Source organism: Chryseobacterium sp. FH2 (assembly GCF_001045455.1).
Classification (GTDB): Bacteria; Bacteroidota; Bacteroidia; order Flavobacteriales; family Weeksellaceae; genus Chryseobacterium.
Map to the genome: position 1 here is coordinate 163,353 of NZ_LFNE01000003.1, position 14,227 is coordinate 177,579.

Here is a 14,227-nt window from a genome sequence, read left to right on the forward strand (position 1 = left end):
ATATTTTTAGAAATTAAAATTAGTTCCAAGCATTACGGTAACCGGTCTTGGATAAACATTTCCGTCAATTCCTCCGAAAACTTCGGGATCCAGACCTTTATATTTAGTGAAAACAAAAGGATTCTGAACGGTTCCGTAGACACGCAGGCTTTTAAGCATTTTGCTCAGATCTTTAAAAGTGTAGCCCAAAACAATATTGTCGATTCTGTAAAATGACGCATCCTGAACATAATAATCCGAAAGGGCTTGTGAGTTCTGGAAATTAGTATCAAAAGCGCTTGTAGGACGATTGACAAGGAATTCGTTGGCGTAGATCGAGCTTGGGCTTAAAGCTGCATTATTTGCTGCCACGGCATTGTAATTGTAATTTCCTATGCTTCCGTGGCTGGCTACTGACAAATCCCATTGATGGTAAGTCAACCGTGTATTGAGCCCAAAAGTATAATCCGGAGTAGGTTTATGATAAACCCTTAAATCGGATTCATTGATTAAGCCGTCATTATTCTGGTCTTTATAAAATCCTTCCACAGGTTTTCCGTTGTTGTCATAGATTTGCTCATATACATAAAACATTCCGGCTGCATAGCCTACTTTATGTACATTCATACTGTATCTTCTCATGGCGTTGGCGTTATCTCCATAGCTCAGAGAAGTGATTTCATTGTAGTTGTATGCGATATTTCCGCCGATTTCCCAAGTGAAGGTTTTGCTGACAAAGGGTTTTGTATTTAAAGAAAATTCTATTCCTTTATTTTCCAGAGATCCTATGTTGGCAGCAACATATTCGGCGAAATTGGTTCCTGCTGCTACTTTAGTTTCGGCATTAATCAGATTGGTTGTTTTTCTTTGGTAAAGGTCTATACTTCCCTCGATGCGGTTGTTCCATAAACCATAATCGAGCCCGATGTTGTAGGTTTCTGTGGTTTCCCATTTCAGGTCGGGATTATAGGCCTGAGGGCGAAGTAAAGAAACCCAAACCGGAACACCATTATTATACCCCTGGAGGTAAGTCGCCTGAGAACCGATACTGTGCTGATAAGTTCCCAAATAAGGATAATCTCCCTGATTTATATCCTGCTGGCCGGTTTTTCCCCACCCCAAACGGAGCTTTAAGTCACTGAAATTTTTAGAATTTTTGAAGAAATCTTCATTAATTTTCCATGCAAAAGCAGCTGACGGAAACACAGACCAACGGTTTTCTGAACTGAATCTGGATGAACCGTCATTTCTCAAGGTAAAAGTAAAGAGATAACGATCTTTGATACTGTAATTAAGTCTTCCAAAGAAGGAAACGATATAATTTTCTGTGGCATAATTGTTTTCACTCACCAAAAGCGGGTCGCCATATACATCGTATCTCGAGACTCTGTGGGCAGTATTGCTTCCGTTTCTGTAATAATGCTGCCAGGAATATCCACCCATTATATCAAATTTACTATCGAGGAAACCGAAATTTTTAGAATATTGTGCATAAAAATCCAGTGTTGAATTTCTTCGCAACTGATCCCATGTCATATCATAACCTCCATAGATGTAATCGGACGGAGCAAGGGCCGGAATATAAGTTTTTCCATCACTTTCGGAATAATCCAGACCAACATTCAGATTAAAATGAAGGTCGGGTAAAAAATGTAATTTATAATCCAGTTGGGCATTGCCTACAAAGTTGTACACATTAGACTCATCTTCTCTCATAGTAAGTAATGAAAGTGGATTTTTGGTAGAAACCTGTATGATATTATGATCACTTCCTGTCCATGTAAAATAACCTCCGAAAGGGCTGTTGCTGTCGTACACACTTTGTGTCGGATCCATGACAATAGCAGATCCTACAGCATCCTGGGTAGCAAAACGGTTTTTGATATACATTCCGCGACCGTTAATATTTACAGTTAAATGCTTATCAAAAAATGTAGGGTTAAAAGTGATGCTGGAAGTGTAACGTTCCATATTTGAGGTAGTAAGGATACCCGAAAGATTGGTATAACCAAACGAAACGCGATAAGGTGTTTTATTGTTGATCGAACCTAAAAAGCTTAGATTATTTTCTGTATTAAAGGTAGTTCTGTAAATTTCTTTCTGCCAGTTGGTATTTGAGTTTCCTAATTTTCCTACCACTTCATCATAATTTCCCAGACCTTCAAAGGTTTTCATTACGAAAGATCTGTATTGATCTGCATTTAAAACATCGATCGTTTTTTTAGGGGAGCTTACAGACATATTGGCATCATACGTTACTCTTATTTTGCCGCCGCCTTTTTTAGTGGTAATAAGGATAACTCCATTAGAAGCTCTGGAACCGTAAATTGCAGTTGCAGAAGCATCTTTCAGGACAGTGAAAGTATCAATATCAGTAGGGTTCAGTATATTAAGGATATTTCCTGCACCTCCCAATCCGCCATTATCGATCATTACTCCGTCAATAATAATTAAAGGATCATTGCTTGCGGATAATGAAGAACCTCCACGTATTCTGATCGTTGCACCTCCACTTGGGGAGCCGCCTTCCGTTGTTACAGTAACACCCGCCACTTTTCCTACCAGAACGTCTTGTGCATTGGGTGCAAAACCTCTTGTATCGTTATTCATTTTCAGGGAGGCAACAGAACCTGTCTGGTCTTTTTTCTTTACTTTTCCATATCCGATAAGGACAACCTCATCTATGGATTTTTCTTTAAGCGTATCTGCTTTCTTTTGCTGAGCATGAAAATTCGGAGCTAAGGCTACAGAAAATAAAAACACTGCAGCTACAGGAAACCGTAACGAAGATGTATTATTTTTCCGGAATTCAAAAAATTTGATGTTCATATTATAGTTTTAGTAAAGGGAAGAAATCAGCTCTTTTTGAAAAAGCATTCCTTTCCTCACAAATATAATATTCATGCATTGCTGTAACTTCCGAAAGCAGGGGTAAGTAAATCGTAAATAACTGTATTAATTTTCAATGAACTGAATATTAATTATTTATCAATTAAATATGCATGCGATAAAGTAACTTTTTAAGATGAAAAAAAGATAAAACGTTCTTGTTTCAGTAAAAAAAAATCACTGAAACTTATGCCTGATCTGAAAAGTTTCCCAGATTCTGAACCTTAATTTCAAAGCTTTCATCAGATTGAATTGCTTTTGATTTTACTTTGCTTCTGTAGTTGTAAATCGTACGCAAGGTGTAATGAAGAAACGTTGCGATTTGATTATTGTTGGTAACTCCTAATTTAATCAGGGCAAAAACACGAAGCTCCTGATTTAAGGTTTGGCTGTCATTGATGAGATAACGTTCTTCCGGGCGAAGCAATTCGTTGATTTGCTCCACAAAATTCGGGTATATTTTAAGAAAAGCCTTGTCAAAATTGCTGTATAATTCTTTCAGCTCTTTGGTATTATCCTGCGATGAGGTGGTCATTTTCAGGATCTCGGCGGTTTGTCCGGTTTTGATCTTGCGGTTGACAATTCCTTTGAAATGCGCAAGACGGTCGATATATTCTGTGCAGATCTCAAGAAAGCTTTTAATATATTGCTCTTTCAGGTGATTGGCTTCAGCAAGTGAATGATTGGTTTCAATCTGGCGAAGGTTGGCTTCTTTAAGCTCATTATTTAAAATATTAAGCTTTTCATTGGTTTCCGTCAGTTTTTTTTGAGCTTTTAAAATTTTTTTGTTTTGCTTAATAATAAGAATAACAGCGATGAATAATATAAGCGATAGAATACTGGCCGTAATGAATAATGCCCGTAGTTTTTTCTGCTGATTTTCGCGGTCTATCTGGTAAGTTTTATCTATGATAGGTAACACTCTTGCAATCTGTATATTACGTAATCTTGCATTATAGAAATTGGCGTCTTCAAGACTTCTTTTAATGTAAGAATTGGCTCTTGAAATATTATTGTCATCAAAAAGTAAAATAGAAAGCGAACGCAGCGATATATTTTCTTTTACGGCAGCATGGATATCTGAAAGTGCAGATTTTGCGAGATATTCTTTTTGCTTTTCAATATCATTTTTCTTTTCATAAAGATAAGCAAGGATAGAATTAAGGATTGAAAATTCCCGCGTATCCGGTTTTACATACCTGAAACCCTGCAAAAGTTCTTTTTCAGCAAGGTCGTAATTTTTAAGTTCGATATTTTTTGTGCCGAAATTAATCACATATTCATAACTGTTTTTGGGAAGAATGGCAAGAAGCGTATCCTGAACAGCATTCTTTTTCTGAATAATTTCTTCCATATCGTGACCGTCCTGGTATTCTATCCAATAAATATAGACTTCGATATAGGCTTTATAATAATCAACGAGCTGATTCTGACTCAGGATTTTTTTATCAATGGTTTTCAGGATGTCGAGTGATACGGGGAACATTCCTGCTTTTGCTTTTATTCGGGCGAGCTGGATTTTACTTTCTGCGGAATAGTTTTGATTGCGCAGCAATTGTGCTGTTTCTAAAGATTTCTTGGTATAATATTCTGCTGAATCTGCAATAAAAACTTCATAACTTCTGGAAAGCGTATGATAGATTTTATAGTTTTCCTCGTTGCTGTTCTTAGAATTCAGCTGTTTTAAAACGGCATGAATTTCCTGTTGCTTTTTTTGGGTATAAAAATCTTCCTTTGCAACATCTTGATCCAGTGTTTTTAAGAGAATATCCAGTGTTTTTTGCGAAAACACCATAGTTGCCCCTACGAGGAAGAATATTCCGAAAAGAAATTTTTTAAACATTGAAAAGAGTTTTGATCTTTATGAAAGAGTCTACTAATATAGATATATTTTCAGATAATGACAGATTATTAAAAAAAATACATGTTATATTGTTGATTGTTTACAGAATATATTTTAAAACTTAATTTATTGTCAATTTTTATTAATTTTCACAATAAAGTGAGCTTATTTTTTCAAAATTGTTGTTTTGAGAACTTTTTCTGAGGTTGCATTTGTTCTGTTTTTGTTAAAAAATTGTAAACAATTTATACCTATAATTTACCTTAAACTTAATAGTCGATTAATTTAATAGTTTGATTTTTAGTTAATTATTATGAATTTATTTTTTCATCAATTTACCTTAGCCTCATCCCATCCGTTTTCTTTGTCGAAAGAATATAATTTTAAACTGCTAACCACAAAATTCAACTTTATGAACACATCAACATTTTTTGGTAACAGAAAAACAGTACAATTTATTTTCTCTGTTTTGTGTCTGTTTTTATTATGTTTTCAGACTAAGGCGCAGGATCCTGCCCAATACGGAACTCCCTTCAATGGAGTCCCCGACAGGAGTGATGTCAATATGTATCAGGTTCACATCCGTCCGTATAGTGCTTCAGGGAATCTGCAGGGTGTTATTGCAAGACTTAATGATATTAAAAACCTGGGCGTAAATGTCATTTATTTAATGCCTATTTATCCGCACGGAACAAGTGCTAAGGATTCTCCTTCTCCTTATTGTATTAAAGATTTTAAATCTGTCGCAACCGAATACGGGTCATTGGCAGATCTGCGGTCACTGGTAGATCAGGCACATAATCTCGGGATGGCGGTCATGCTTGATTTTGCCGTGAACGGAACCTCATGGGATCACCCTTGGATTACACAGCATCCTGACTGGTATGATTATAACGGATCATCAATCAGGCAATTGGCCAGTTTTCCTGATGTTGCTGATCTTAATTTAAATAATGCTTCCGTAAAATCTGCGATCATAGATGCCATGAGATATTGGATTTTTGCTGCGAATATCGACGGATACAGATGTGATTTCGCGAATGATCCTTCGTTAAGTTTCTGGTCTGATGTGATTACAAACCTCAGGGGAATTACTTCGCATAAGCTGCTTATGTTTGCGGAAGGAGACAGAAAAGAGAATTTTCAGGTAGGATTTGACCTGAATTTTGGAGATAAATGGTATTATGATGCTATTTCACCTATCGCAAACGGAACATCTGTAGCTCAGATCCAGAACACAACAGATGTAGAATATACTTTTGCCACTAATGGGCAACAGGTAGTAAGATACACCAGTAATCATGATGTTTTGGGAAGTACCACAGCGTTACAGCAATTCGGAGGGCATGCAGGTGTAGTCGCAAATTATCTTGTATCTGCATATATGCGCGGTGTTCCGTTCCTGACGAGCGGGCAGGAAGTCGATTTTAACCAAACCATTCCTTGGCCTTTTCAAAGTGTAAAGATCAATTGGAATACGAATCCTTCGGCAGCGCTTGATTTTGCTAAAATTAATAATTTCAGATCCTCAAGTACAGCCGTAAGAAGAGGTTCAATGACCAATTATTCCAATACTAATGTTTGTGCATTCACCAAAATAAACGGAAGTGAGAAAGTGATCGTGATGGTAAACTTAAGAAACAGTAATTCTACATTTACCATACCTTCATCTTTTGCGGGGGCTTACAAAGATGCATACTCAGGAAATTCTGTGACATTAACTTCAGGAAATACCCAGACTTTATCGCCATTCCAGTATATTGTTCTTACCAATGTCAATGTTGCGGGAGTGCCTGTGACGGGAGTGAGTGTAAGTCCGGGCTCAGTTTCTTTAAACACAGGATCATCAGCACAATTAACCGAAACGGTAGCTCCTGCCAATGCTTCCAACAAAAATGTAACATGGAGCAGCAGCAATTCTTCTGTAGCAACAGTGAGCAGCAGTGGAGTAGTGACAGGTGTTTCTGCGGGTACAGCTACTATTACAGTTAAAACTCAGGATGGAAACAAGACTGCTGTCAGTACTGTTACAGTAGGTACTCCGCCTGTCACCTATTACAATATTCAAAACAGATGGCATCCGGAATTTTATTTATATGATAACAATAGCGGAACCCTTAAATACGGAACAAATCCGGGAACAAATTCTTCTTATCAATGGGAAAGAATATCTACAGGAGGTTTTGTATTATTAAAAAACAGAGCGACAGGAAAATATATGCATGTTGAAAATCAGACAGGTTCCGTGCAGACAGGTGCTACAGATGCCACTTGGTACAGCGCACAATGGAGTATTTCAGCTACGGACAACGGCTGGAATTACATCATTAACAGATGGCAGACCAGCGAATGGGTGCATATCGAAAATCTTTCAGGAAATGCCCAATATGCAGGTGCTCAGAATGGATGGTACAGTGCACAATGGAAATTTGTACCCATATCTTCGTCTTTAAAAATGACAGGAAGTGCAGAGAAAGATAGTTTAATCAGTGATTTAAAAGATAATGATATAGAGGTTTATCCTAACCCTGTTACCAATGGAGAATTTTATGTGAAAGTTCCCCAATCCTTTATTTCCTCAAATGAAAAAGTTTTAATAACAATTACTGATTTCTCCAAAAGAATGTTAATGCAAAGTAATTTATCGTCTTCCGGAAAGATAAACTGCCAATTACCAAGCGGAATATATTTTATAAATATATCTTCAAAAACAAAATCTACAACGCAAAAGATTGTTTTTAAGTAAATATTTAAAAAACTAAGGGTGGAGATAACTCTGGTTCTGTTGAAAATTTGAGAGATACTACAAATTTCAACGATAATCTAACATTAAAAAGCTAAACTTCATACCGAGGTTTAGCTTTTAATATAAGAGGGTAAATGAGTTTACCACTAGGTATTAAATTAATTTATGAGACTAAACAAGATACACCAAGGCTTAAAAGAATTGTATAAAGGCAAAGAAAAATTAAATACAATTTTAGGCGTTGAATTCAGCCATCACGAAGAAGCTAAAATTTATACCAGAATATTACAGGCTGGACAATGGTATATAGCTCCTTTTTCCTTTGAGACATATGATAGTTATGCTATTAAATTATCCCCAAATAAAAAATTATTAGAATCTCCTGTTTACTTAAGAAATCGAAGTGACCATTATCTGTTTTCAAATAATTTAGCTAACTTTTTACCTTTTAGACAGTTAAAAATGTTGGATACGTCAGACTTTATCCAATACATTTTGGATGATTGGCAATTACTTGAGGAGCTTTCATTACCGTTTAGAGAATATACGGATAGCCTGGATTCGTTAGAGTTTTTAAAAGAATATCTGCATAATAAAGATAAATTAAAATATCTTGAGAATCCCTCGGAATTTTACACCAAAGTGTATTTAGATTTTTGGAATCATTATACACTCCACAACAGAAAGAATATACTAAGCTAATGCATTTGATGAATGAAAATAAGTCTTACCTTCCGGATTTTGAAATAAAAGATTATGGTATATGGAATATAAGAGCTTATAATGCTATTGGACAAAGAGCTTATTCATATGATTTAATTGATTTGAGAGAAGAAAGTAAGGTTCAGTTTTATTGGCAAAGTTTTATTCAGTCTCATGGTTTTGATGCTTCAGGCTATTCATTGCAAATATTACCCAATACAAACGCTAGAACTAATTTAGAATTTGATCTAATGCTAAGTCATCCTGATAATATTTACCGATTGCCTGAAAAAATACAAAATCATCCATTATTTCTTCCATTGGAAAGAATCGCTAAATCTTCAAAGTCATACAATGGAGACGCCCATATAGAAGCCGCCAAAACATTAGATGAAGAATTAAACGATCCCCTTATGGCATGGGATGCATTAGTAAGTGCGGGATATTGGAATGGAGCAAATTTTGGAGAACCCAATATGAATGCCTGGAAAGCTGCCATCCATTTGTCTGAAAAACATGGCTGGACAGAGATTAATGAGGTTTTGATAGATCAACTAGAATTTTATAATCACCATAAGGACAAAGTCTAACTTATTTATAAAAAAGCAAAATTTCTACCTTAGAATTTCGCTTTTAAATGTATTGTAATGATTTATTTATTTTTTAAATACTCTTCTAAACTCCATTCATCAGTTGGCTCTAAATAACGCTCTACCTTTACAGGTTTACCCAGATTATGCAAACGTAAGCTTTTATCTTCATCACCACCAACATGTCTCCATTCTTTAGCGTCTGAACTCACTATAAAATCAGAAACAATTTTTAATTCTTCATTAATTGAATCAATAAAAAAAAATTCTTTTATTTTTTTTTATTGATTCATTTGGATTTGGAAAAGAAACATAACATACCCATGCTTGTACCATATTTTTCATTATTATATTCGCTTATTTTAAATAAATAGCGCGGTGTTACTAATAAATCTACATTCTCTTTTTATAATCATAGATAATGGCTCAAACTTCTTTTCTGCTAAAAACAAATCTTCACCACTAATTTTTAAAATTTTATCTACTAAATATTATGTTCAATTAAATTTCTATTTCGTAATGAAACTTCAATTTCTTCTTCAATATCAATAAAATATTCTATAATTTCTTTTATTTCTTTCATGGTTATTGTATGTTAAATAAATCATTAAGCCAAATGTCTGGTTTCTTTGTTTCTGCGGTTATTAGACCTTGTATAGGAGTTGAATCTGCATATAATTTAGCAGCATACTCTACTTTTTCACACTGTTTTGGGAGTTGCTTCATTCTTTGCAATTTTAGAAGTGTTGCTTTCTTCTCTTTGTCAGTCATCCCTATATGTAAAGCTTTTAATGTTTCTACCATCGGATCTTCTTCTAATAACTTGATAAGTAGAAACTACTATTAAGTTAAAAAGTAACAATTTATCTTTATATTCATTCATTTGTGCTTCAATTCCTTCTTGAATTTTTTCTTCAGCTGCGAACATAGTTTTTTGTCAAACGGATCAGAAGTTAAAATTAAATTCAAGTTCAGGATTAAAATGAAATATAAAGCGGAAATTGAAGATATCACCTTTAATTACATTCATTAAAAAATTCTGGTGACACAGATGATATAGAGAAGAAGATGAGTCAAGCCTTAAATGCCATTGTAAACATCTCTGAAAGATACAATAACGCAAGTAAATTGACAAAAGGGCAATTGTTGGTTTGATATATCCTGAAAAGTTAACTTTCGATGGCGAGTATTTTCAAACCACAAAAATTAACAGTCTTGCTGGTAATATTGCTTTGATTAACAAAGAGTTATAAAATAAAAAAAACCGACAAAGAAGTGGAAAAACTTCAAATGTCGGTCTTGTGACCTCGACAGGATTCAAACCTGTAACCTTCTGAGCCGTAATCAGATGCGCTATTCAGTTGCGCCACGAGGCCTTCCTTAAAGGTTTGCAAATATAACACTTTTTTCTTTTCTTTGAAAGATGAAATTAAGAATTTTACTATTAATCACGTTTTTTATGCTAATCTCTTGTAAAAGAGAGCAAAAAATTTCATCTTCAGACTGGATTTCCATTTCAAATAATGTTCAATATAAAGAACAAACGAATGTATTGGAAATTAAATCTGGAAATTATACCTACAATTTTAAATCTGAACAGGTTCCTTTCAAGAAAATAATATTATTAAATGCCAGTTTGATGGGATATATTTCAGAATTGGGAGCTGAAAATCTCGTTATTGGTGTCTCAAGTCCTGAATATATTTATTCAGAAAAAATTCACAGTTTGCTTAAAGGAGGAAAGATTCAAAATGTAGGAAGCGAGCAGAAATATGATGTAGAGAAAATTATTTCTTTAAAACCGGATGCTATCTTTACCAATCATATTGCTAGTTTTGATAATACATATGAGCTGCTTAAAAATAATGGAGTCCAGGTTATTTTCTTAGATGAATATATGGAGCAGAATTCATTAGAGAAAACAGCTTACATAAAGCTTTTCGGAAAACTTTTGGGAAAAGATAAAGAAGCTGAAGCTAAATATGCAGAAATTGAAAAAAGTTATAATGATCTAAAGCGATTAGCTTTAAAGGCGATTGTAAAGCCAACTGTTTTGGCGAATGAAATGTATGGTGATGTCTGGTATCTTCCTGGTGGTAAGACTTCTTTAGCAAATTATATTTCGGATGCCAACGCAAATTATATTTTAAAAGATAATGCTGATACAAAAGCGGTGACGATGAGCTTTGAAGAAGTGTTTGCGAAGTCCGGCGAGGTTCAGTATTGGGTAAATGCAGGAAATCATATTTCTAAGAAAGAAATGATAGATATCAATCCTTTTTATGGGAAATTAGAAGTTTTTAATAAAGGCAAAGTATATAGTATTGCAGGTAAAGAAAAGGGAAAAGCAAATGATTTTTTTGAAAGTGGGGTCGTGAGATCAGACTTAGTTCTTAAAGATTATATTAAAATTTTTCATCCTGAGCTTTTACCTAATTATCAGCCAACTTATATGGCAGAATTAAAATAACTCAGAGTATTTCCTTACTTTTGCATTTCTTTTTTTAAATATTATGTGGAAAAAAATTAAACAATTTCTGTTCATAGTTTTAATACTGAATGTGGTATTTATCATTTGGGGAAGATTTTTCAATCCACCAATTACTATTACTCAAATAGGGGGGCTTTTTGAGTTCGGAAAACTGCATAGAGACTATATTTCTTATGATGAAATGGGAAGTAATGTGAAGAAGGCAGTTATTGCTTCGGAAGACCAAAAGTTCTTTATTCATAATGGTTTTGATTATACCGCTATCGAAAAGGCAATGGAGCACAATGAAAAGGGGAAAAAAATCAGAGGGGGAAGTACCATTTCCCAGCAGACAGCAAAAAATATTTTTCTTTGGCAGGGCAGAAGTTGGTTTAGAAAGGGTTTAGAAGCCGTTTATACATTTATTATTGAAAAAACTTGGGGAAAAGATATCATTTTGGAAAGATATCTGAATTCTATCGAAATGGGACAGGGGGTCTTTGGCGTTGAAGCTGCAGCAAAGTATTATTTTGGAAAACCTTCCAAAGAGCTTACGACTTCTGAGGCAGCCTGGATAGCAGCCGTTTTACCTAATCCTAAGAAGTATGATCCTAAAAATCCATCAGCATATCTGAGCAAGAAACATAATTGGATTATGAGACAAATGAGGAATGTGAGTTTGAAATAGTATCTTTGTGCTAATGAAATTTCTCAATTCCAGTATAAATTTTAAATCAGTTCTTAAAAAATACTTTTCATTTAAGAACGAAACTCTTTCTCTAGAACCTTTCGCAGAGTTATTAGAAAGTGTAAAGAGAGCAGATTTTACGGATGTTATTAATTTTTTCAGAAATAACCCTGTTTTTGCTGAAAATTTTAAATATTACCTTCATCATATTTTCGAAGAAAGACCATTCAATTTATCTCTTACAGAGGCCAATATCTTGTCGGAAAACGCTTTCTTTCCTGAACTTAAAAAAAGGGTTCTTAATACAATTTTACCACCTGTAGTGAATGAAAAAACGGTGTGGTACATGATTGATAATGTTAGCGTAAGGCCTAAAAAAGATTTAAAATACTTTTACAATCTTCCGGAAAATGAAATCAATGAATTCTTTACTATTCTGGGAATTTCTGATTTTATTAAAAATGCAAGGGTAAAGAATGAGATGATATTCGCAATGAACATCCTTTCTTGGCGGGTGACGGGGGCAGCAATGGAAGTAGAGGTGGTAAGAATGGCTCCGGAATACAGGAATTTTGACAATCCGTTTTTAGCCTTACAAAATGAATTGGAAGGGCTTGCTGAAGAATTTAAAAATAATCCTGAGATTCAGTTAACCTCTAAAGACAGCAGATATAAACAGATTAAAATTTATATTGAGCAATGTCAGGAATTTGTAAATATTGCCTTTAAAAATTCATCTAAATACGGAATTTCAGGGAAAATTAATCAGTCTCTTCTGAAAATTGGTCAACAGATACAAAGAATTTACGAGATTGTACAATTGCTTGTAATTGATAACGAAGATGATGTTATTATTAAATCAAAGCAATTGGTTTTTAATATTTTAAGTTATAAATCTCATAAAAATAATATTACAGAATTAATCAACGATAGTACGAGATTAATTTCTCATCTTATCACCAATCATACGGCTGAAACCGGCACTCATTACATCACTTCAACGAGGAAAGAGTATATGACTATGTTCTACAAAGCAAGTGGTGGTGGGATTATTGTGGGTGCATTATGTGTTTTGAAAATGCTTTACGGCTATATTCCAGGAAGTGATTTTTCTCATGCGTTTTTATATTCTATGAATTATGCGATGGGTTTTGTGATGATTTATCTGATGGGATTCACTTTGGCTACAAAACAACCCGCAATGACAGCAGCAACCATGACTAAAGTACTATCTGAAGAAGGATACAGTAAAAGAAATAACACAGAATTTGCGCATTTGGTTTCGAAACTGTTTAGAAGTCAGTTTATTGCATTTGTGGGAAATGTTTTGCTGTCTTTTCCTATTGCGTTGGCAATAATTTATGGTCTGGATGTATTTTTCTCACAAAACTTAGCCGTTGACCGATCTGATAAATTGTTAAAAGATTTGGATCCTTTTAAATCTAAGGCCATTTTACATGCAAGTATTGCTGGATTTTACCTTTTTATCTCAGGGATTATTTCAGGAAATATTGGCAATAATTCTGTTTTTTACCAGATACCCGAAAGAATTGCAAAAAACCTTTCTATCAGAAGGGTTTTCGGTAAAAAATTTGCAGGAAATTTATCTAAATATTATGCTAAAAACTGGCCTGGGATTGTTTCTAACTTCTGGTTCGGGGTTTTCTTGGGGGCGACGGCTCCTGTAGGGTTATTTTTTGGTTTAGACCTGGATATCCGCCACATTACATTTGCCGCTGGAAACTTCGCTCTTGGTCTTTATGGAAAAGATTTTACTGTTGACTCCTATACCTTCTGGATTTCTTTTATTACCGTATTTTTAATTGGGTTCTTTAATTTTTTGATCAGCTTTACTCTCTCAATGTTTTTAGCATTTAGATCAAGAAAATTAAATTTTGGACAGGTGAGTGAGATTTATAAAGAAATTTTTAAATATTTTATTAAACATCCATTAAAATTTTTCTTACCGTTACGTTCAAGATTAGATAAAAAAGCAGATGACTTGATGAACAATACAGTTTCTACAAAATCTGGAGATCACTAAATTTGTCTTCTCCAAATTTTGCCTGAAATTTCTTTAAATAAAAACTTTTTCGCATTTTAAAATCGTGCTTTAATAGAGGAGAATCTATTTTGATGATAATACATGTGTTTTCAATATCCACACTCCTGATTTCACGAAAAAGACTTTCGTCAAGATAATCTTCAAGAAAATCTCTGATGTCAAAAGCTATCAGTTTGTGCTCAAAACCATGAATTCTTGCAAAGGATTTTACAAGTTCTGAAGACTGAAATTCACGTTTTTTATTTTTCTTCATTA

11 protein-coding genes and 1 tRNA gene are annotated in these 14,227 nt (G+C 34.2%); 6 read left to right on the forward strand and 6 right to left on the reverse strand.

Features of this window, described 5'->3' with window-relative positions:
- Nucleotides 1-6 precede the first annotated feature (6 nt).
- Both ACM39_RS05905 and ACM39_RS05910 read right to left on the reverse strand, forming a co-directional pair.
- On the reverse strand, nt 7-2,808 hold the full coding sequence (locus tag ACM39_RS05905) for a SusC/RagA family TonB-linked outer membrane protein (RefSeq protein WP_053073298.1): 2,802 nt from the start codon (nt 2,806-2,808) through the stop codon (nt 7-9).
- A 247-nt stretch (nt 2,809-3,055) separates the two neighbouring features.
- Nucleotides 3,056-4,711, reverse strand: a complete 1,656-nt coding sequence (locus ACM39_RS05910) for a DUF6377 domain-containing protein (protein ID WP_048510109.1) — start codon at nt 4,709-4,711, stop codon at nt 3,056-3,058.
- A gap of 412 nt (nt 4,712-5,123) precedes the next feature.
- Here ACM39_RS05910 and ACM39_RS05915 point away from each other — a divergent pair, with 412 nt between their 5' ends.
- The 3 genes from ACM39_RS05915 (at nt 5,124) to ACM39_RS05925 (ending at nt 8,749) form a co-directional block, all read left to right on the forward strand.
- Nucleotides 5,124-7,457, forward strand: coding sequence for an alpha-amylase family glycosyl hydrolase (locus ACM39_RS05915; RefSeq protein ID WP_165585100.1), 2,334 nt, complete (start codon nt 5,124-5,126; stop codon nt 7,455-7,457).
- Nucleotides 7,458-7,622: 165 nt separating this feature from the next.
- Nucleotides 7,623-8,159 carry a hypothetical protein gene (locus ACM39_RS05920; RefSeq protein ID WP_048510111.1) on the forward strand — a complete coding sequence of 179 codons (537 nt, stop codon included), beginning with the start codon at nt 7,623-7,625 and terminating at the stop codon, nt 8,157-8,159.
- Nucleotides 8,114-8,749: a hypothetical protein gene (locus tag ACM39_RS05925; protein ID WP_131701417.1), complete on the forward strand. Its 636-nt coding sequence runs from the start codon at nt 8,114-8,116 to the stop codon at nt 8,747-8,749. The genes ACM39_RS05920 and ACM39_RS05925 overlap by 46 nt, the downstream gene beginning before the upstream one ends.
- Nucleotides 8,750-8,811: 62 nt before the next feature.
- Here the strand turns inward: ACM39_RS05925 and ACM39_RS19185 are convergent, their stop codons facing one another.
- From ACM39_RS19185 to ACM39_RS05935, 3 genes are all read right to left on the reverse strand, one after another.
- Nucleotides 8,812-8,961: a hypothetical protein gene (locus ACM39_RS19185; RefSeq protein WP_165585101.1), complete on the reverse strand. Its 150-nt coding sequence runs from the start codon at nt 8,959-8,961 to the stop codon at nt 8,812-8,814.
- A 373-nt stretch (nt 8,962-9,334) separates the two neighbouring features.
- Nucleotides 9,335-9,553: a hypothetical protein gene (locus ACM39_RS05930; protein WP_131701418.1), complete on the reverse strand. Its 219-nt coding sequence runs from the start codon at nt 9,551-9,553 to the stop codon at nt 9,335-9,337.
- Between the two features lie 498 nt (nt 9,554-10,051).
- A tRNA-Arg gene (locus ACM39_RS05935) sits at nt 10,052-10,125 on the reverse strand.
- Between the two features lie 47 nt (nt 10,126-10,172).
- Between ACM39_RS05935 and ACM39_RS05940 the strand changes: the two genes are divergently transcribed.
- From ACM39_RS05940 to ACM39_RS05950, 3 genes are read left to right on the forward strand one after another with little or no spacing between them, the layout of a single operon-like run.
- Entirely contained in the window at nt 10,173-11,219 is a 1,047-nt protein-coding gene (locus ACM39_RS05940; RefSeq protein WP_048510114.1) for an ABC transporter substrate-binding protein, read from the forward strand.
- A 43-nt stretch (nt 11,220-11,262) separates the two neighbouring features.
- Nucleotides 11,263-11,907 (forward strand): monofunctional biosynthetic peptidoglycan transglycosylase, encoded by a 645-nt coding sequence (gene mtgA / locus ACM39_RS05945; protein WP_048510115.1) that lies wholly within the window; start codon nt 11,263-11,265, stop codon nt 11,905-11,907.
- 13 nt (nt 11,908-11,920) lie between these two features.
- On the forward strand, nt 11,921-13,951 hold the full coding sequence (locus ACM39_RS05950; RefSeq protein WP_048510116.1) for a recombinase: 2,031 nt from the start codon (nt 11,921-11,923) through the stop codon (nt 13,949-13,951).
- Here the strand turns inward: ACM39_RS05950 and ACM39_RS05955 are convergent.
- Complete coding sequence (locus ACM39_RS05955) at nt 13,929-14,225, reverse strand: hypothetical protein (RefSeq protein ID WP_048510117.1); 297 nt, start codon at nt 14,223-14,225, stop codon at nt 13,929-13,931. The genes ACM39_RS05950 and ACM39_RS05955 overlap by 23 nt on opposite strands.
- Between the last annotated feature and the right edge of the window lie 2 nt (nt 14,226-14,227).